Origin of the sequence: Bartonella sp. OT172YNZD, from assembly GCF_042193725.1 — a bacterium.
Taxonomy (GTDB): domain Bacteria; phylum Pseudomonadota; class Alphaproteobacteria; order Rhizobiales; family Rhizobiaceae; genus Bartonella; species Bartonella grahamii_A.
The window spans coordinates 79,712-97,604 of record NZ_JBHILZ010000009.1; the positions used below are offsets into that span (position 1 = coordinate 79,712).

Here is a 17,893-nt window from a genome sequence, read left to right on the forward strand (position 1 = left end):
CTCTCATGGATTGGATGCTGCCTTATGAGGGTTTGGGCAGTATCCGTTGAGGGGAAGGATGCACTCTTTGAGGGCTGGAGTGCATCCTCTCATGGATTGGATGCATCCTTATGAGGGTGGGATGCATCCTGTAGGCATGGATGTACTCTTTGAAGGCTGAGTGCATCCATAGGGAAAGGCATATTCCATCAAAAACAGAGATAGCCAAAAGATTTGTTTCTATATCTTATATTAATCGGTTGTTGTATTTGCTATGGATATTCATTCTTTATCCTCAATATTTAAGATGATTATGTAATAAGGGTTGTTCGTCAATATAATCATTAGGGATACTAGAGATATCTATGATAATTAAGATATTTTTGTGCTTTTTTCTTGTTTTTTTTGTGTTTACACAAGATTTGCAAGGGTTTTCTACAGTTTGTTTTTGTAGCTTTGCTAATGGCGTTGGCTAAATACTTCAATTATTTTAACTGCTTCAACATCGCCTTAAAAGAACAGTGCTTTATAATATGACCAAATAAGCTGTATAGTTTTTGATTCTTGAGGGATGCTAGAAAAAGGGGGATGTTAGGAGAGATGTTGTATATATTTTTAGTTTATCTCTTAAAGCAGGAAGATGAACATATTTGAGAAGAATATGAAGTGCTATGGATAAAGCTTCCCTCCGTTTTTCCAGATCTATTTTTTATTCGGTTTGACGGTTAAAGAGCAGTATCTGAATGGAGATTACGCATTGCCTCATGTTTTTATCCTCATGCTTTAGATTTTTTCTCATGGGGATTCCATTTTTTAATGGGGTTTTACGCGTTTCATGTAAAACAGAATGTTCCAAACAGAATATATTTGTATTGCACATTTACGTACTTGTTTAAAAAACATAATGTCGTCATTATCATCACAATGATGTTGGTGAATGGGATAATGGAGAAACCTCTTGTGAAGTGGATAAGCCTTTTTTTTAAATCTCATAAGGGGAAAGCCAGCACTATCATACTATTCTAGCGCCTAATGTGATGATAGCCTTTGGCTCTTGAGAGTGTTTATAAGAGGCATTTTAATTCTTTATCTTTGAAGTGTTTTATTTCATATGTCTCTCATGTTTGTAACATGCAAAAGATATGGTGTTGATTGATGCAACATGAAATAAATTTTAAATGAGAGAATCCCTATAATATTTGGGTCTCTTATTTTAATATGAATAACAGTCGATTATAATTATAAATCAATGTATTGTCGTGATACATCAACCTGTTGGTGGGGTAGGCGATAAAGAAAGTCATCAAATATAAATCATTCTGTTATGTCGTAAAACACTGTCCTTTGAGGTTTGGTAATATGAAACAAGCTGCCTTGGATATGTTTAAGTGTTTTTTAAAGGGCGTGGTGGATCTTTAAGGCAGAGCTTGCTTTGTCGCGTCTTGAGTTTAGCTGAAAAACCTGAATGGAAAACCAAGAGTGAAGTGTATCCAAGCTGTTTGTAGATCAGATTGGATTAAGAATCTTTGTTCTTTGAGGATGGAACGCAAGACAATTTGACAAAAGAATCATCTATTTTGCGGGTAGATCTTATGGAGAAGTATAATAAGCTCATAAGGGAGTGATTTAAGAGAATACATTTATAAAAAAGTACAGTCACAAAAAAAAGTCCTCCGTTGAAATCAGAGGACTAAAAGCAGGAGAATTTTAACATTGACTAGTAGGACATGTTAAAAAGAATGAATTTAAAAGACCGCACTACTAAAGACACAAATTCATACTTAAAAAACCACGGCGTTGTAATTAGCAGAGAACTCAAAAGATATCAATATAAAAAATATTTTTTCAATTGAATATTTATTTTGAGACTCGACATTAATTAAACTATACTTAAAGCTGTTATGATACATGCAAGCATCTTGAACAAAACTTATTCTTCAATAAAAAACGAATTAAGAGCACCTCATGATTATAGGACTGGTGTGGGGAGAAGGTTTTTTTTAAGGTTGCGGAGTGTATCTTGAGTGTGTGTGTGGGGGGTGAAGCTGCATTCTTTGGGGGGTGAGGTGATGGAAAAGGTGGGGGAGGGAGCTGCTTGGATGTTCGAGCAGTGTGGTGGGGGCTTTAGAGGAGGCAGCTCTGAATGGCGAGGAGGGGATTATTCAGAATGTTTATGGTTTGCATATCCCCAATGAAATGCTAGCAAGTCTAAACAATCTCGTAAATGATCGGCAAGGGAATTTTGTTTGCGTTTTGAAGAATTTAATTCTTTGATTGCTTGTCCATAGCCAATAACTCGTTCAAGTAGTGAATAACCAAGAATACCCAGTTGAACTTTGATTGTTTTTAAATGATTGGATGCTTCTATTTGACGTTCAATGGGGTGTGTGTATCCTTGGCTACAGGAAACTTTTTCACGGGTGTAGTCAAGGCTCATGTGGAGGTCGGCTTGGCTTTGACGCCAGTAAAAATAAAAACGTTCTGCTGCTTTATATTGGGCTTTGCTGAGATGTCCTTTGGCGTATAAAAGTGCAATGGGATGGCTTTGTGCATTAGTAATGGCATTGATAGTACGGGGGTTGCTAGAGCTTTCTGGATGATTGGGTTGAAAATAAGGATTACTGGTTTTAACAGGGATTTCTTGCGCTTTTAAATGACCAATGTGCTCTCCTTTATCTTGATGATTAAGAGGGCAGGTTTGCGTATTTTTTTTCTCTTGATGGTTCATAGCATCTCCTTAAAAATTTTAAATTTGCTTCTTTATGTTTATGCAAATAAATGGGATTGTGCTGTTGTATGCTTGCTGAGGGATACGTTTTTATGTCTGCTTTTTGCGGGATGGGCAATTTTCTGCTTTTGGGCTCTTGTCTTTGTTTCTATTTATGCTGGAATGAGGTCTTTCGGGGTTACAAGGAAGGTATTTTTTAAGAGTGGGTGCTTGCGTTCTTTGTTGGTGTGACCTCTAAGTTTGTTTATGCGCAAGCCTTGAGCATTTTGGTTTTACTTGGTTGTGGTTCTCAAATATCTGAGTGTTTGGCGTCCTTTTGGGGCTTGTCGTTGGTCTTGTCCTTGGGCTGGTTATAGAGGTGTAAGGCTTCTTGAGTTTAGGCTTTCATTCTTTGATGCTGCATTTTTGGCATGGTCTTTTGTTTTTCTTATGAGGGTGCAGAGCAACCGGTTATTACGTGGCAGGTTTTTTGCAAGGGGTGGTGCTTTCTTGCATTATGGGAGCTGTCCTTTGTTTTTTGGGGTGGGAGAAGATAGTTAGGACTGTATTGTGGAGCGTGTTTTTGAAGGCTTGTGGTGTTTTGCGCCATTGCTGCAGTGGTTCTTGGCTTTGCTTATTTTGAGGGTACGGGGTTAAGTGGATATCGCGTGGGGTGTCTTTATTGAAGGTGTTGGTGTGTTGTTGGGTTGGCGCATAACGGAGCGAGGCATATGGCTTTGAGCTGGCTTTGGTTCTCGAACGATGGGGCGTTTGTGGGCGCTGTTGGACTTGTCCCTTTGTTTGTTCAGGAGGGAGTAAGGTGTGTGCGTGTTATGCTGGGGGATTAAAAAGAATCGGCATTTCTCTACCTTATGGGCGTGATCTTTGATGTTATTGCTGTAAGGGGTATTTTGATGGTGCATGATTTGATCTTTTGGCTGTTGTTAGGGTTTTTCTGCTTTTTTGCTCTTGCCTTGATTTTATTTATAGGGCTGCAAAGCCTCTGGGGTTTACAGGGTGGATGTTTTGGAGATGGGGGGGTGCTTTATGGCTTTATTGCCACTCCCCTTGGTTTTGTTTATGTGGGAGCGGGCAGGTGCGCTGTTCGCGGGGAGCTGTTGTTGAAGGGGGCGGGGTGTTTTCTTGCATTTTTCCAACTGTCCTTGGCTTGGTGCATCTGGGCGTCAAGAGTGACCCTGTTTGCGTGGCAAGTGTTCTTGAAGGCGGTCATGTTTTGTTGCATGATGGGCTTTATCCTGTGGCTTGCTTATTTTGGAACAAGGAATATTGATGTAATAGAAGGGATATTCTTGAAGGTATTGCTATTCGTTGCATTGTTGAAAGTACTCTTGGTTTTTTTATACACGAGCGAGGTGATACGGTTTTAAGAAGTCGTTGCGTATTTTGAATTTTGTGCTATTTTTCTGTATTTGGATGCTAATCCTTTTTTTGTTGCTGAGGGAGCGGGGCGTATGGGTTGGAGTGCGCTTTGGTTCTCAAATAAGGATGTATTGATCGGCATCAATGGATTTCTCTTTCCTTTGGTTTATCAGGGTGTAAGGCGTACGCGTGTTTTATGGGAGCGGTTTTTGAGGTAGGTGGTGTTTTTCTTCCCCTATGGGCGTGAGTTTTAATTTTACTGTGGGTTATTTGGGATATTGATGTCGAACGATTTGTTTTTTTGCTGTTGTTGGTGTTTTCCTACCTTTTTATTTTGCTGTCATTTGTGTTTATAGGGTTTCCAGGCGCCTCGATATTTCTTGGTGGCGGGTGGCCTTTTATTGTATTTTGGCATTTTCCTCCTTTTGAAGGAAGTGCTGTTTTATTGCATTTTAGGAGTCGTCCTTTTTTGGCTCTTGTGGGGATGAGGAGTATGGGCATACCGTGGGGACTACTGTTCTTGATGGGGATGCTGTTTGCTGCACTGTTGGAGTGGCTCTTGAGTTTGGCTTATGAGGGGGCAGCAAGATGGGGTGGTGACGCGTTGTTTGTGGTTATTGAAGGGGGTGGTGTTTTGCGCCATTGTTGGAGCGATCCTTCTTTGTTTGCCTGTGGGAGCAGAGCATATAGGTTGGAGCTGGCTTTGGTTCTCAAAGGATTGGGTGTTTTTCGTCATTTGTGGATTTACCCTTTCTGTTGTTTATGTGGGCGCAAGGCGTGTGTGTGATAGCGGAGGCGTTTTTTAAGAGAGTGAGGTTTATTGGGCGCTAAAGATAACGTCGAGGGAATGATTGTTCAAAAGAACAGCGATAGCGGTAGGTTTGAGGGTCAAACCAAAGACCAACTTTGCCTTCAAAATCGCCGGAACGTTGTTTGGCTATATTCATAATAACGCCGGGGCGTTTGACTAAATCCGCTTTTTCTTGTGCGAGAGAGGCGGCAAAGATTTTGTCTTCTAACGGTCGATTGCGCCAAATGGTGATAATATTAAAGGCATTGGCGCCAATTTCTGAGGCGCCTTTAATATCTTCTGTGCTGGGGATATCTTTATCCAGACCGCCTTTGCGGGCATGGGCTACAAGATGAATATGCACACTGTTTAAAACAGCCCAATCAACCATTTTATAAACGGCTTGTTCTTGTCCTGCATAATCATCAGAGGCAATGCCAAGCCGCATCAGACTGTCGATGATAAATTGATCGCAGCCATAGCGCGCACGGCAATAATCAAAGACATCAAGCAAGGTATCTACACTTGATTTGCCAACATGTTCATAAAGAATAAGACCATCGTCTAAAAAATGAAGAATCCGTTCAATCGTCTCTTTTGTCGGCTGTTCTAAGCCGCTCGTTTGTTTGGTTAAACGCCGTAAAGATTGTTCTCCTTTCATTTCTAGAGACGCTAAGCAAAGTCGACTCTTTTGCGCAATCCAATGGGGAATACAGTCTGATAACAATTGGCTTTTGCCTGCTCCACTGGCACCGCTCCAAAGCGTTAATTCTGCTGGGCGGAAATGCAATTTGTCCTTCAGTTTAGGGTAGGGAACCGTATAACCAAGATGTTTTTCAGGCTCTGGCCAAAAAAGCCCAATCACTTGATCTCTATAGTCTGAGGCGCGCCGTAAACCTTCTGGTGCAAAGTTTTGTGCTGAGGAAAAGGCGGCTTTTATGGTGGCTGCATCAATCCCTGCGGTTAAACAGTCATTGGCATCTTTGCAGGGTAAATGTACACGGTAGCAACGGTGGCGTCCAAGCCTGCTGGCAATTTCAAATGCTGCTTCTTCTCCTGGCTGATCCATATCGGTGGCTAAAAAAATCGTTTCAAAAGATTCTAAATGATCAAACTCATTTTCAATCCAGTTGTGTTTGCCCCCACGGCCTCCTCCAAAGGGAACAGAAACCGCCGGATATCCATAGGCAGCTAAGGAAAGCGCATCAATTTCTCCTTCAGTGATAACAATTGTACGGTTTGTTGAAGAAAGCGTGGGGAATGGTGCGCGCTCCATGAAGGGTACATGCTGAGATGCATGTGTAGAGGCATGATCTGTTGAGGGTACATTTTGGGGTGCATGTGGGGAGGTGTGGTTTGTTGAGGGGGTGTTTTGGGTGAGGCAAAGGGCTTGCCAACCAAACAAAATCGGTTCACATTGGGAGGCTGTTGGTTTGGTTTTTGCTCCTGATTGCGCCAGCCGTTCTTTGACTAACGCAAGGGTACCATCGGGTTTATAAAAGGGAAAAATGATTTTTTCACCATCTTCTCCTATGCGGTAACGCTTTATAACCTCTAAAGGAATGTGGCGTTCTTTGTGGAGATAGTTTTTTACGAGATTCTGCGGGGTGCGCCCTGTAGGAACCGGTGGATGGCGATAGGAACGATGGGGGACCATAAAGGGTTTGGGACGTGTCAGATTGAGAGTCGCGCGTGCTTCTTCTAATGCTTGAGAGAGGCTAATGCCTTTGACTTCACACCAAAGGTCTAAAAGATCGCCTCCGATGCCTTCTGCAAAATCATACCAAAATCCTGCTTTACTGCCGCTTAAACAAATCGATAAACTTTGACCGGCTTCGCCGCGTGTGTTGCCTACAATCCAATTGTTGCCTCGTTTGTGCCCTTGGGGAAGAAGCATTTCTGCTATTCTATCTGCTTGCGAGATAAGTTTTTGTTTGATTTCAAAAATTGTGCTCATGGTCATTCGTGATATTATTGTCGCTTTTCTCAGATGTGAGAGGTGAGGACTCTCTTTTTCTGTTCTCATCGTTCGATCTGATAGTGAAATCCGTGGTGCTATGGGGTTTGTCAGTCTACTTTGAGAGCTTCTTTGCCACTTTTGGCTTGCCAATAGTCGCGAAACTTCTTGACTTGCCAATGGGCTTGGCTTTCACTCAAGCCTTCTGAAACTGCCGCCTTGATGTCTGCTTGCCAATACTCAGGAAGACAGTGTCCTTTGGTAAGGTCGTTATTAGAAGAAGGGGTATGCTCGAAAAAGAGGAGATGGATGCTGAAAGGCTGGAGAGCGTTGTTTGAAGGGTATGATATTTGCTGAAAGTTTCTAAAACTGCCGCCTTGATAACTATTTGCCAAGTGCATGGAAAACGGTGTCCTTTGGCAAGTTGAGGCAGCGGGTTTTTTGTTGAAAGAAGGCGGGATGGATACAGGGAGGCTGGAGAGCGTTTGGTTCCTTTGCATGCAAGAGATGAGGCGTGTAGGGCAAGCGCTTTTGTGATGAGAGTAGTAGGGATGATGTTGACTCGTTTTGCTGTATGAATGGCTTATTTCATTGATATTGTTATTATTTTTATGGTTTTTAAACATTTTTTGTCCCCGTGCGTGCTTGAAAAATACATTATTCGTATGATGTCAAAAATTGTCGCTATAGTTGATCAAACTGCGGTAAAGCGTGTCGTTGTTCTCAGAGATGAAAGATGAGGAGCCTCCCTGTTTTTGCTGTTCGAGCCGTTCGATCTCACGGCGAAACCAGTTGCGCCATGTGGCTTGCCAGTCTACTTTGAGAGCTTCTTTGCCGCTTTTGGCTTGCCAATAGTCGCGAAACTTCTTGGCTTGCCAATGGGCTTGGCTTTCACTCAAGCCTTCTGAAACTGCTGCCTTGATGTCTGCTTGCCAATACTCAGGAAGACGGTGTCCTTTGGCAACTGAGGCAGTGGATTTTTTGTTGGAAGAAGGTGGGATGGATACAGGGAGATTATTGGGTGGGAGATTGGTAGCGGATTTTGTTTTCCCCTCCGTGACAATTCGCGCGATAGGGGCGGAGGCAAAATCGGCTTGCGGAGCGTTTAAGGGGGAGGCGTTTTTTTGCTCCGCTTCTTCTTGTGGAGGGGAAGGGAGAGGTGAATCAAGAGCTAAGGAGAGAGACGGGTGATCGCTTAGTTCAAAGTTCTCTTCGCAGGAAAAACAAGGTTCTATCTTATCAAACAAAGTTTTCTTTTCAAAAACACCGTGAGGTGTTTTCTTTTCTTCTGTCTTTTGAGCTTCTGAGCTTTGTTCAGCATCTTTTGTACTCTCGTTAAGCAGTTGTTGAATCTCAGCATTGATTTTCTTGCGCTTTTTTGCCGAAGAACGCCCCGCAAAGGATTTTTGTTCAAGCAATTTTTCACGCTCTTTAAAAACATTTTCGCAACGCTTGTTCCATAATCCATTGGCTAGATTTAAAATCTTACCCTCTTGGATGAGCATTTCTAAAACATTAACAAAAGTTCGCTTGTCACAACCGCAAAGACGCGCTAAACGTTCTTCCGATATTTCTAGAGGACGGCCGCGTGCATACATTTCATTGAGAAGAATTGTATAGATTCCAATTTCGTGTGCACGCATTCCACGAACACCTCCTAGAAAGTCATTTTGATACCAACAAACATATGGAAGCCTAGACGATTCATAATGAGGAGTTTCTTGTTGATTAGCGTGTTTCATACTGCAATCTACTTTCTTCTTTTTTATACATTTTTATTGACGATAAAAGCGCAAATAGGGATTTAGCTTGTGTTTTGTTTAGGCTCTGTTTGATGATGGCTAGAGGCTTCTTTACGACGCTTATAAATGATTGGGTGTGCTTGAAGCGCATGCAAACTTACGATTTAAGACTGCGGTGATGGAAAAAATAAAGAGTACCACATATTCTCAATGTATCTGCTTTGGGTATTTGCTTTGGGCAGAAGCTTTTGGAGGTGGTCTTTTATATCCTGTAGGGTGGTTAAATTGTTTTTATGATCCAAAAATAAAAAATTTCCCCCCCCTAAAAAGTAAAATTTGTTTCCTTAATTTTATCCTTTTTAGAGGATATTGCAAGCCCGTTTTATAAAAAGGACGTGTTTTTTTTAAAAGACGCGCTATATGGTGAAATTATGAATATCGATGGTTGGCGTCAAAGATTAAGAATCGCTTTGGAAAAAAGTGGGCGGTCAAAAAGATCTGTCTCCCTTGCTTCCGGTAAAGGTGCGGGATATCTTCATTCTATTCTTTCTGAAGGGAAAGAGCCAACAATCGAATCTCTCTCGCGAATTTGTCACGAAATTAATATCAGTATGAATTATATTCTTTATGGTAAAGGGGCTAGCCCTGAAGATAAAGAATTTATAGAGCTTATTTCAAAACTTTCTCCACAAGAGAGACAGGCGATTTTGACTCTTTTGCGGCGACCCTTTGACGAAGCTTCAAAATAACTTCTTTCTGTGCTTTTGAATCAAGACGACTCCAGTATTTTATTAATATTATATCACTCATTTTATCTCTCCTGTGTGTTTATAATTGCAACCAAGTAAGAACAAATAGAGAACAACAAAGGGACATGAGGGGAACAAAGAATAATAGATTTTTGTTTACATATGTCATTTGAACCCCGTAAAGATTTAAAATATATCTTTTATGAAGGATAAAATGATTGACATCTCTCCTATAGAGGAGATAAGACTAACGCTATATTTAGTCTTGTCAAGACAAGGCTATGCTTTATCAACTATCTAAAGGGGGAAATCATGAAAAATGTTCCGTTCGTTAAAGAGGATGAAATCATTATCGTTCTATGTGAAGATGAAAATCCTAATACGTATGAAGGACCAATCGACGAAATCGAAGAAGTGCTCGAACTAATTGAAGAATGTGAAACTGTTTATAGAGTTTTACGACTCGATCTTACGACATCTCATGCTGAAGATGTTACAGAACAAATCGCTGATTTTTATGTCGAAAATCATGAAATGAATGAAGAAAATACGCCATTGCAGCCATTTGTTTTGAATAGTGAAGCTTATCATGCCTGTTTAAATGAAAGAGCGGCTTGTGATTATGAAGATAATCTCTATGGCTCTTATGAAAAACAGCATCGTTTACGCCCATGTGATGTCTTGACAGATTATTGGTGGTAAATATGCTAAGTTATCTCAAGACTGCTTATCAAGGGATTCCACTTTATTATGCTGGAAATACGCGAAATTTAATAAGACTCGAACCACAAAAACACAACGCTGTTCTTTTCATATCGCAAGAGGTGGCTCAGTTTATGGCAAAAAAATTGGAGGAAGAATATTGCTGCTATGATTTTTCCGTTGTGCAATAGCTAGATTGAAAAAGGGAGCCGCAATGAAAGGGCAAGTTCTTTTTTATTGCGGTGACAATGATGTGCGTTATGCTTTCGTTCTTGGGGGGGGGAACGTGGGGGAAATTTTTAGCCGATATGAGACAGGGGGGTATGAAGAAAAGAGCCTATGTATGAGAAATTGCGGGCGCTTTGCGAGGGGAAAAGGGGTTGGCTGGTTTATTGGGGGATGAGGAAATGAAGGGGGTGGAGAAGTGAGATCGTTAAAACTTGTTTAGACGTATTGGGATACACGGGTTCCGGGAGTTTTTGTGTTAAGCGTTAAGGGGGGCATTATTTTACTCATGATGGGCAAGTTCTTTTTTATTGCGGTGACAATGATGTGCGTTATGCTTTCGTTCTTGGGGGGGGGAACGTGGGGGAAATTTTTAGCCGATATGAGACAGGGGGGTATGAAGAAAAGAGCCTATGTATGAGAAATTGCGGGCGCTTTGCGAGGGGAAAAGGGGTTGGCTGGTTTATTGGGGGATGAGGAAATGAAGGGATGAAGGGGAAGTTCAGTGACTTTGGAGTGACACGAAAGCATGTTGGAGAACGAAAATGAGGCTTAGGAGGAAGAGAAGCAGCAGTACAGCGTTGAACAAGGTGCCAACCTATAAAAAGGCAAGTTCAAGGAGGAAAAAAGCAGGTTTTTGTGTTTTCAGGGGCGCAATATTGAAGGATAGTGTCGTTTTTAGTCCGTGTGAGGGAAACAGCTTAAAAAATGTGAATTTTTCAAAGAGGATATATTGCAAAAAACACTTTAAAAATGAAGGGGAGAAATACTATGCCAATCATTATCGATTGTATTCAGGGAACGGAAGAATGGCAGAAAGTGCGTAATGGTTTGATTACGGCTTCTTTGTTTGAGATGGTTATGGCACAAAAAAAACAGGGGCAAAAAACTTCACGATATCATAGTGTGATGATGAAATTGGCAGGAGAAAGAATTACAGGAAAAACCGTTGAGGAAGGAACAACGCTTTCTATGAGACGCGGAACAGAATTAGAACCAACCGCACGACAGCTCTATGGGGAACTTACACATACAGAACCTGAATGTATTGGCTTTGTTTTGGCAGATGATCGCGGACAAGGATTTTCTCCCGATGCTTTTGTGGGAAAAAATGGCTTATTAGAAATTAAAACAAAAAAACCTGAAATTTTGATCCCTCATTTCATGCAAAAGAATTTTCCAGCAGAACATAAAGCACAATGTCAAGGAGGGTTATGGATTTCTCAACGCGAATGGGTGGATTTAATGCTCTATTGGCCTGATATGCCACCTTTGATTAAACGTGCTTATCGTGATGAAGCGTATATTTGCAAGCTTGAAAATGAAATTAGCCATTTTAATGAGGCTTTGGAGAAGATGGTACAGCAAATTAAGTGTGTTGAGACAGGTTTTAGTATAAGGACAGAAATTGCTTTGAAGGAAAGGAAAAATAAAGAGCGGGGAGCGAATGCAAAGCGTCTTCTGGTGGGCAAAACAAGAAGGAGGCGGGGAAGAAAGGGATCTGTACTGCGTTGAATAGGGACAAAGTTTTATAAAAAGGAAAGAGCAGGGAGAGAAAAGCAAGTGGGGTGTTTGAGGAGAGTACAGGCAGGGAGCTTAGAGTGAATAGGAAAGCATGCTGGAAAATGGAGGAAGATGTTTGAAGGGGGGATTAAAACCGCTAAAGCTTGTTTAGACGTATTGGGACACGGGCTTTAGGAGCTTTTGTGTTTAGCAACGTGCTTGGGGGATATTATTTTACGCATGAAAGAGCAAATGCTTCTTTATTGCGGTGACAATGGTGCGCGTTATGCTTTTGTTTTTTGGAGGCTATCTGTTTTAGTTGGTATGGGAAAGGGAGGCATAAAGAGCCTATGCATGAGGAACTGTGGTAGGTGTGTTGGGGAAACAGGTGGTTTAGGGAGAGAATGGGGAAGGATGGTTAGGGCGAGTGATAAGGAAAGAGAGGGTGTTGGAGAAGTGAGATAGGAGACGTATTGAGGCGTGGGTTTAGCTGCTTTGATGTTGAGTATTAGGGAGGCAGTAATAAAAAGGAAAGAGTTTTTCTCACTGGGGAGAGAATGCTGCGTATGATACTTTCGTTGATGGAGGATTCGATGGAGGTGATTGATGTTTGTAGAAAAAGAGAAGAATAAAATGGTGCTGCGAGAGAGGATTGAACTCTCGACCTCTCCCTTACCAAGGGAGTGCTCTACCACTGAGCTACCGCAGCTCTTTTTCAATCTTTGCGCTGTTTTGTGCCATATTGTCAGAAAATAGGCAAGAGAACATTTGTATATTCTTGCAAGAAAACGTATCTTATGTCATGACATATGTTTCTTATACGCTTAAATATTTAAGGCGATGAGTGCTTGGATAGAAGCTCAGCACTGTTCATAAGGTTGCGCAATGATACAAATGCATCAAAAACAAAAACAAGATGAAATGAATCATCAAGATGAAAAAGCAAAACGACGTCAAGAAAGATTGGCGCAACAATTGCGTCAAAACCTGAAACGTCGAAAAGAACAAAGCCGAAAAAGAGCGCAAACAGAGCTCTAAAATGCAAAAAGCTCCAAAATGCAAAAAATGTTTTTTAGTGAAGCTTTGCAACCAAACTTCTCAATAATTTGTTTTCATATTTAGAGTACGTTCTAAAACGATTGATAAAGCATAACTTCCCGAAGGGGGAAAACCTTTGGAAGGGCAGGCACAAAGGAAAAGAGGGAAAACACGATGGATTCTATTCAAATTGTTGGGGGAGAAAAACTTAAAGGAACAATTCCTATATCTGGGGCAAAAAATGCTGCATTGCCTCTTATGATTGCGGCGCTGCTTACAGAAGAAACGCTCACTTTAGAAAATATTCCGCATCTGGCCGATGTTGAATTGCTTATTCGTATTCTCAATAATCATGGTGTTGGATATGCCGTTGATGGACAAGAGTTTAACGATGAATGCTTGAATTCAAGAACAATTCATTTTACGGCGCAAAAAATAGCTACAACACGGGCACCATACGAACTGGTGAAAAAAATGCGTGCAAGCTTTTGGGTTATCGGACCTCTGCTTGCACGATGCGCAGAGGCTTATGTTTCGCTTCCTGGAGGATGTGCTATTGGAACAAGACCTGTCGATTTTATCCTTGAGGGACTTAAAACTTTAGGCGCACAGATTACGATCGAAAATGGATATGTTCATGCAAAAGCACCAAGGGGGTTAAAAGGTGCTTACTATCGGTTCCCTAAAGTCACTGTTGGGGGAACACATGTGATACTTATGGCAGCAACACTGGCAAAGGGAACAACCGTTCTTGAGAATGCGGCTTGTGAACCAGAAGTGGCAAACCTTATTCGAACCCTGAATGCTATGGGGGCTCAAATAACCGGTGAAGGAACAACAACGCTTACAATTGAAGGGGTCAAAAAACTTAAAGGGACAAAAATACGCGTTATTGCTGATCGAATCGAAGCGGGGACATATGCAATAGCTGTTGCTATGACAGGAGGAGATGTCTTTCTTAAAAATGCAAATCCTAACCATCTCACAAAAGTGCTTAAGGTGCTCCAAAAAACAGGACTCGAGATTCAAATAGAACCTCAAGGAATTCACGTTAAGCGAAATCCAAAAAACACAAAAATTATGCCCGTTGATATTAAAACAGGACCTTATCCTGCTTTTCCAACTGATCTCCAAGCGCAATTCATGGCGCTCATGACACGGGCTGAAGGAATCGCGCATATTACAGAGACGGTTTTCGAAAATCGTTTTATGCATGTTCAAGAACTCAATCGCTTAGGGGCACAGATAAAGCTTGATGGGCAGACGGCAACTGTCTATGGAACAGAGAATTTGCAAGGGGCTCCTGTCATGGCGACGGATTTGCGTGCTTCTGTTTCTCTTGTGATTGCAGCATTGGCAGCAAAGGGAGAAACAATCGTTAATCGTGTTTATCATCTTGATCGTGGATTTGAGAGATTAGAAGAAAAATTAGTCCGTTGTGGCGCAAAAATTCAACGCATCACAGTGTAAATCTTTCAAAGATATGCTCCACAAAGAATGGCTTTGAGAGGTTGCTTGAGGTGGAGGTTGTGGGCAGCATGCTTTCATGACATGGGGGTGAGGGAATCGCGCATATTACAGAGACGATTTTCGAAAATCGTTTTATGCATGTTCAAGAACTCAATCGTTTGAGGGCGTCGAGAAAGCTTGATGGGCGAGAGGGCAACGCATCTCATGGAAAAGAGAATTTGCAAGGGGTTCCTGTCATGGCGACAGATTTGCGGGCTTTTTGTTTCTCTTGTGATTGCAGTCCTCTTATCTTGTTACATTGGCGGCAAAGGGGGAAACAATCGTCAATCGTGTTTATCATCTTGATCGTAGATTTGAGAGATTAGAAGAAAAATTAGTCCGTTGTGGTGCAAAAATTCAACGCATCACAGTGTAAATCTTTTGAGGGTATTCTTTAATCTCTCTCTTCGGGGGAGGGTGATCTCAAGGGGTCACAGGTTGTTAATCCTCTCAATAAAAGTGGGTTTTATCTCATGGTTTTGGAGTTTTTATGAGCGGGCATAAAAGTTTGAGAGGCGAGTGGAGCTCATAAAACAAACACTGTTTTAAATTTTATTGCTAATTTCCTGAAATTGCTTTATTGGTAAGCGAATGTTTTGGTCGTCTACGCAGCGATCAACAGGGAATGAAAGACCCGAAACTTGAGACACGTATTTATCCAGCTTTATGGATATCCCGGATTTCCGGGAGCTTTTGTTATGTCCAGGTGCTCTCTAGCACTAAAAGCAAAAGGCTGAGTCAAGTTTCAGCTCTTTCAACTCCCGGAATACTTATGCGAGGGCGCTCGCAACCGGCAGGGGAGTGGCAAGTGAAAGCTAAAAATCCACACTTTAACGACATTTCGATAGGCAGAAAAATTCGCTTTAAAAGAACAATGCTGAGAATGTCGCAAAAGCAATTAGGCAGCCAGTTAGGGGTGACGTTTCAACAAATCCAAAAATATGAAAAAGGCTCCAATCGTATAGGAGCGGGGCGTTTACAAGAAATTGCCGATATTCTCAATGTTCCCATTTCCTTTTTTTACGCTGATCTCTCAACAAAAGAAAACGCTTTGTATCCCTGTGATGAAGGAATATCGAGCAAAGAAGAGCAAGTCCTTTTGAAAAGTTTTAGAGAGCTCAAACCTAAAAAGCAGAAAGCAATTTTGTGTTTGATTGTCTCATGAGATAAGAAACACTGCTTTAATTCTTATTGCTAATTTCCTGAAATTACTTTATACCTTAAAGGGTAACTTTGGTCGTCTACGCAGCGATCAGTAGGGTCTGAAAGCCCTAAAGTTCAGTACATAAGATTAGCCTACTTTTGTGGGTTTCCCGGGATTCCGGGAGTTTTTGCCATGTCCAGGTGCTATAAGCACTAAAAGCAAAAAAAGCTGACTGAACTCAGTACTTTCAGACTCCCGGAATACTCATGCGAGGGCGCTCGCAACCGGTAGGGGAGCTTGAAGTGAAAGCTAAAAATCCACACTTTAACGACATTTCGATAGGCAGAAAAATTCGCTTTAAAAGAACAATGCTGAGAATGTCACAAAAGAAATTAGGCAGCCAGTTAGGGGTGACTTTTCAACAAATCCAAAAATATGAAAAAGGCTCCAATCGTATAGGAGCGGGGCGTTTACAAGAAATTGCTGATATTCTCAATGTTCCCATTTCCTTTTTTTACGCCGATCTCTCAACAAAAGAAAACGCCTTGTATCCCTGTGATGAAGGAATATCGAGCAAAGAAGAGCACATCCTTTTGAAAAGTTTTAGAGAGCTCAAACCTAAAAAGCAGAAAGCAATTTTGTGTTTGATTGTCTCATGAGATAAAAACACTGTTTTAATTCTTATTGTAAATCTCCTGAAATTACTTTATGAATTACACTGTAACTTTGGTCGTCTACGCAACGACTAAGAGGGATTCAAAACCCCTAAAGTTCAGTACATAAGATTAATCTACTCTGTAGGTTTCCCCGGGATTCCGGGAGTTTTTGCCATGTCCAGGTGCTATAAGCACTAAAAGCAAAAAAGCTGACTGAACTCAGTGTTTTTGACTCCCGGAATACTCATGCGAGGGCGCTCGCAACCGGTAGGGGAGCTTGAAGTGAAAGCTAAAAATCCACACTTTAACGACATTTCGATAGGCAGAAAAATTCGCTTTAAAAGAACAATGCTGAGAATGTCACAAAAGAAATTAGGCAGCCAGTTAGGGGTGACTTTTCAACAAATCCAAAAATATGAAAAAGGCTCCAATCGTATAGGGGCGGGGCGTTTACAAGAAATTGCTGATATTCTCAATGTTCCCATTTCTTTTTTCTATACGGATCTCTCGACAAAGGAAAATGCCTTGTATTGCTGTGATGAAGGGATCGCAAGTAAAGAAGAGCACATCCTTTTGAAAAGTTTTAGAGAGCTCAAACCTAAAAAGCAGAAAGCAATTTTGTGTTTGCTTTCTCATTAAAGTAAAAAAAATTAAAGAGCCTCTTGCTAAATAATCAATTATTATATAAACCCTTTTTTAGAGAAGGGGGGTTAACATTTCTCCCCCCCCCCGCAGAAATGTCCAAATGGAACCTCCTTCTCATCATTTTAAAGATCACGAAAAATTTTATCCTTTATCCTTTATCCTTTTTTTAAAGAGTGACTTATTTGTGTTAGGCAAATTGGAGCGCTGGCATTTTTAGGGATTTGCGAAGGGTTTGAAACATCGTCTTGCCAAAAAGAGTTCTCAAAAGGAAGCTTTGGAAAGAGACTATCAAAAGGGCGGTTTAAAAGAACAACTATCAAAGGGGCGGCTTAAAAGAAGCTACCAAAAATCTGGAACTTCAGGCTTTAAATGAGGACCAATCCGTACCGCCGAGACCTTTTCTGCTAAACCTGTACGATCTGAAATTTCAACCGCTAAACCACAAAGGGTGGCGGGACCGCACGCGGGTTCAAAACGATCTTGTTTCGTCTTATAAAGAAAACGGTGTAAGGGTTCTTCTTTATCCATTCCAAGAGATGAGTTGTAATCTCCACACATGCCTGCATCCGTTAAATAGGCGCTCCCACCTTCTAAGATCTGCGCGTCAGCTGTGGGAATATGCGTATGCGTGCCAACGATAACACTCACACGACCATCAAGAAAATGGCCAAAACATTGCTTCTCGCTTGTTGTTTCTGCGTGAAAGTCAAAAATAACCGTATCGGCTTGTTCCATCAACGAACAGGCTGAGAGAATATTTTCCGCTGTTTCAAATGGATCTTCTACTTTGCACGGCATAAAAACATTGCCCAACAGATTGGCGACAAGAACACGGGCTCCATTTTTTGCCGTAAAAACACCAGTACCTCTTCCGGGAGTTTCTTTCGAAAAATTGGCAGGGCGTAAAAAACGATCACTCTCATGGGCATACTGCAATGCTTCTTTGTGAGAAAAAGCATGATTGCCCGAGGTGACAACATCAACACCGGTTATCAAAAGATCTTGATATGTCTCTTGTGTGAGACCAAAACCACCAGAGGCATTCTCACCATTTACCACAACAAAATCAAGCTGCCATTTCTCAATCAGTTGAGGAAGGTGTTTAAAAACAGCTTTACAGCCTGTGTTACCAACAATGTCACCTAAAAATAAAAAACGCATAGGCGC

The 17,893-nt window shown here is 41.3% G+C and carries 20 protein-coding genes, 1 tRNA gene and 1 pseudogene; 16 read left to right on the top strand and 6 right to left on the bottom strand.

The features are described from left to right. Positions 1-2,137: 2,137 nt before the first annotated feature. Complete coding sequence (locus ACFIJS_RS05525) at positions 2,138-2,707, bottom strand: hypothetical protein (RefSeq protein ID WP_375650526.1); 570 nt, start codon at positions 2,705-2,707, stop codon at positions 2,138-2,140. A 276-nt stretch (positions 2,708-2,983) separates the two neighbouring features. Here ACFIJS_RS05525 and ACFIJS_RS05530 point away from each other — a divergent pair, with 276 nt between their 5' ends. From ACFIJS_RS05530 to ACFIJS_RS05540, 3 genes are all read left to right on the top strand, one after another. Next, the gene (locus tag ACFIJS_RS05530) at positions 2,984-3,247 is read left to right on the top strand and encodes a hypothetical protein (protein ID WP_375650528.1); all 264 of its coding nucleotides are present in this window, start codon (positions 2,984-2,986) and stop codon (positions 3,245-3,247) included. A gap of 353 nt (positions 3,248-3,600) precedes the next feature. Further along, a complete protein-coding gene (locus ACFIJS_RS05535; protein ID WP_375650529.1) occupies positions 3,601-4,074 on the top strand; it encodes a hypothetical protein in 474 nt (157 codons plus the stop codon). A gap of 338 nt (positions 4,075-4,412) precedes the next feature. Next, entirely contained in the window at positions 4,413-4,853 is a 441-nt protein-coding gene (locus ACFIJS_RS05540; protein ID WP_375650530.1) for a hypothetical protein, read from the top strand. Between the two features lie 40 nt (positions 4,854-4,893). Here the strand turns inward: ACFIJS_RS05540 and ACFIJS_RS05545 are convergent, their stop codons facing one another. Further along, positions 4,894-6,813 carry a toprim domain-containing protein gene (locus ACFIJS_RS05545; protein ID WP_375650556.1) on the bottom strand — a complete coding sequence of 640 codons (1,920 nt, stop codon included), beginning with the start codon at positions 6,811-6,813 and terminating at the stop codon, positions 4,894-4,896. 110 nt (positions 6,814-6,923) lie between these two features. Beyond that, positions 6,924-7,214 (bottom strand): hypothetical protein, encoded by a 291-nt coding sequence (locus tag ACFIJS_RS05550; RefSeq protein ID WP_375650559.1) that lies wholly within the window; start codon positions 7,212-7,214, stop codon positions 6,924-6,926. On the opposite strand from ACFIJS_RS05550, the gene ACFIJS_RS05555 reads away from it, so the two are divergent. Continuing rightward, a complete protein-coding gene (locus ACFIJS_RS05555; protein WP_375650532.1) occupies positions 7,213-7,350 on the top strand; it encodes a hypothetical protein in 138 nt (45 codons plus the stop codon). The genes ACFIJS_RS05550 and ACFIJS_RS05555 overlap by 2 nt on opposite strands. Positions 7,351-7,484: 134 nt before the next feature. On the opposite strand, the gene ACFIJS_RS05560 is transcribed toward ACFIJS_RS05555, so the two are convergent. Further along, on the bottom strand, positions 7,485-8,555 hold the full coding sequence (locus ACFIJS_RS05560; RefSeq protein ID WP_375650533.1) for a DUF1376 domain-containing protein: 1,071 nt from the start codon (positions 8,553-8,555) through the stop codon (positions 7,485-7,487). Positions 8,556-8,986: 431 nt separating this feature from the next. Here ACFIJS_RS05560 and ACFIJS_RS05565 point away from each other — a divergent pair, with 431 nt between their 5' ends. From ACFIJS_RS05565 to ACFIJS_RS05590, 6 genes are all read left to right on the top strand, one after another. Further along, on the top strand, positions 8,987-9,304 hold the full coding sequence (locus ACFIJS_RS05565) for an XRE family transcriptional regulator (protein ID WP_375650534.1): 318 nt from the start codon (positions 8,987-8,989) through the stop codon (positions 9,302-9,304). A gap of 312 nt (positions 9,305-9,616) precedes the next feature. Continuing rightward, a complete protein-coding gene (locus ACFIJS_RS05570; RefSeq protein ID WP_375650535.1) occupies positions 9,617-10,006 on the top strand; it encodes a hypothetical protein in 390 nt (129 codons plus the stop codon). Positions 10,007-10,008: 2 nt separating this feature from the next. After that, on the top strand, positions 10,009-10,197 hold the full coding sequence (locus tag ACFIJS_RS05575) for a hypothetical protein (RefSeq protein WP_375650536.1): 189 nt from the start codon (positions 10,009-10,011) through the stop codon (positions 10,195-10,197). Positions 10,198-10,220: 23 nt separating this feature from the next. Next, entirely contained in the window at positions 10,221-10,409 is a 189-nt protein-coding gene (locus ACFIJS_RS05580) for a hypothetical protein (RefSeq protein ID WP_375650538.1), read from the top strand. A gap of 593 nt (positions 10,410-11,002) precedes the next feature. Then, positions 11,003-11,746 carry a lambda exonuclease family protein gene (locus ACFIJS_RS05585; protein WP_375650539.1) on the top strand — a complete coding sequence of 248 codons (744 nt, stop codon included), beginning with the start codon at positions 11,003-11,005 and terminating at the stop codon, positions 11,744-11,746. A gap of 228 nt (positions 11,747-11,974) precedes the next feature. Next, complete coding sequence (locus tag ACFIJS_RS05590; RefSeq protein ID WP_375650540.1) at positions 11,975-12,199, top strand: hypothetical protein; 225 nt, start codon at positions 11,975-11,977, stop codon at positions 12,197-12,199. Positions 12,200-12,368: 169 nt separating this feature from the next. Here ACFIJS_RS05590 and ACFIJS_RS05595 read toward each other — a convergent pair. Beyond that, positions 12,369-12,443: transfer RNA gene (locus tag ACFIJS_RS05595), tRNA-Thr, on the bottom strand. A gap of 176 nt (positions 12,444-12,619) precedes the next feature. Here ACFIJS_RS05595 and ACFIJS_RS05600 point away from each other — a divergent pair. The 6 genes and pseudogenes from ACFIJS_RS05600 to ACFIJS_RS05625 all read left to right on the top strand — a co-directional run bounded on the left by ACFIJS_RS05600 (position 12,620) and on the right by ACFIJS_RS05625 (position 16,720). Further along, on the top strand, positions 12,620-12,772 hold the full coding sequence (locus tag ACFIJS_RS05600) for a hypothetical protein (protein WP_375650541.1): 153 nt from the start codon (positions 12,620-12,622) through the stop codon (positions 12,770-12,772). Positions 12,773-12,946: 174 nt separating this feature from the next. Next, a complete protein-coding gene (murA, locus tag ACFIJS_RS05605; protein ID WP_375650543.1) occupies positions 12,947-14,242 on the top strand; it encodes a UDP-N-acetylglucosamine 1-carboxyvinyltransferase in 1,296 nt (431 codons plus the stop codon). A gap of 89 nt (positions 14,243-14,331) precedes the next feature. Continuing rightward, a pseudogene (locus ACFIJS_RS05610) lies at positions 14,332-14,657 on the top strand (UDP-N-acetylglucosamine 1-carboxyvinyltransferase); the annotation flags it as partial. Positions 14,658-15,053: 396 nt separating this feature from the next. Next, positions 15,054-15,446: a helix-turn-helix domain-containing protein gene (locus ACFIJS_RS05615; RefSeq protein WP_375650544.1), complete on the top strand. Its 393-nt coding sequence runs from the start codon at positions 15,054-15,056 to the stop codon at positions 15,444-15,446. Between the two features lie 245 nt (positions 15,447-15,691). After that, a complete protein-coding gene (locus ACFIJS_RS05620) occupies positions 15,692-16,084 on the top strand; it encodes a helix-turn-helix domain-containing protein (protein WP_375650545.1) in 393 nt (130 codons plus the stop codon). 243 nt (positions 16,085-16,327) lie between these two features. After that, positions 16,328-16,720, top strand: coding sequence for a helix-turn-helix domain-containing protein (locus ACFIJS_RS05625; RefSeq protein WP_375650547.1), 393 nt, complete (start codon positions 16,328-16,330; stop codon positions 16,718-16,720). A gap of 345 nt (positions 16,721-17,065) precedes the next feature. Here the strand turns inward: ACFIJS_RS05625 and ACFIJS_RS05630 are convergent, their stop codons facing one another. Continuing rightward, positions 17,066-17,887, bottom strand: coding sequence for a TIGR00282 family metallophosphoesterase (locus ACFIJS_RS05630; protein WP_375650548.1), 822 nt, complete (start codon positions 17,885-17,887; stop codon positions 17,066-17,068). Between the last annotated feature and the right edge of the window lie 6 nt (positions 17,888-17,893).

Coding starts and splice junctions, on each gene's coding strand:
- ACFIJS_RS05545 (WP_375650556.1), bottom strand. CDS start 6,813: ATGAGCACAATTTTTGAAATCAAACAAAAACTTATCTCGCAAGCAGAT.
- ACFIJS_RS05550 (WP_375650559.1), bottom strand. CDS start 7,214: ATGCACTTGGCAAATAGTTATCAAGGCGGCAGTTTTAGAAACTTTCAG.
- ACFIJS_RS05565 (WP_375650534.1), top strand. CDS start 8,987: ATGAATATCGATGGTTGGCGTCAAAGATTAAGAATCGCTTTGGAAAAA.
- ACFIJS_RS05570 (WP_375650535.1), top strand. CDS start 9,617: ATGAAAAATGTTCCGTTCGTTAAAGAGGATGAAATCATTATCGTTCTA.
- ACFIJS_RS05630 (WP_375650548.1), bottom strand. CDS start 17,887: ATGCGTTTTTTATTTTTAGGTGACATTGTTGGTAACACAGGCTGTAAA.
- ACFIJS_RS05525 (WP_375650526.1), bottom strand. CDS start 2,707: ATGAACCATCAAGAGAAAAAAAATACGCAAACCTGCCCTCTTAATCAT.
- ACFIJS_RS05625 (WP_375650547.1), top strand. CDS start 16,328: ATGCGAGGGCGCTCGCAACCGGTAGGGGAGCTTGAAGTGAAAGCTAAA.
- ACFIJS_RS05620 (WP_375650545.1), top strand. CDS start 15,692: ATGCGAGGGCGCTCGCAACCGGTAGGGGAGCTTGAAGTGAAAGCTAAA.
- murA (WP_375650543.1), top strand. CDS start 12,947: ATGGATTCTATTCAAATTGTTGGGGGAGAAAAACTTAAAGGAACAATT.
- ACFIJS_RS05575 (WP_375650536.1), top strand. CDS start 10,009: ATGCTAAGTTATCTCAAGACTGCTTATCAAGGGATTCCACTTTATTAT.
- ACFIJS_RS05535 (WP_375650529.1), top strand. CDS start 3,601: ATGGTGCATGATTTGATCTTTTGGCTGTTGTTAGGGTTTTTCTGCTTT.
- ACFIJS_RS05580 (WP_375650538.1), top strand. CDS start 10,221: ATGAAAGGGCAAGTTCTTTTTTATTGCGGTGACAATGATGTGCGTTAT.
- ACFIJS_RS05585 (WP_375650539.1), top strand. CDS start 11,003: ATGCCAATCATTATCGATTGTATTCAGGGAACGGAAGAATGGCAGAAA.
- ACFIJS_RS05555 (WP_375650532.1), top strand. CDS start 7,213: ATGGAAAACGGTGTCCTTTGGCAAGTTGAGGCAGCGGGTTTTTTGTTG.
- ACFIJS_RS05590 (WP_375650540.1), top strand. CDS start 11,975: ATGAAAGAGCAAATGCTTCTTTATTGCGGTGACAATGGTGCGCGTTAT.
- ACFIJS_RS05560 (WP_375650533.1), bottom strand. CDS start 8,555: ATGAAACACGCTAATCAACAAGAAACTCCTCATTATGAATCGTCTAGG.
- ACFIJS_RS05600 (WP_375650541.1), top strand. CDS start 12,620: ATGATACAAATGCATCAAAAACAAAAACAAGATGAAATGAATCATCAA.
- ACFIJS_RS05615 (WP_375650544.1), top strand. CDS start 15,054: ATGCGAGGGCGCTCGCAACCGGCAGGGGAGTGGCAAGTGAAAGCTAAA.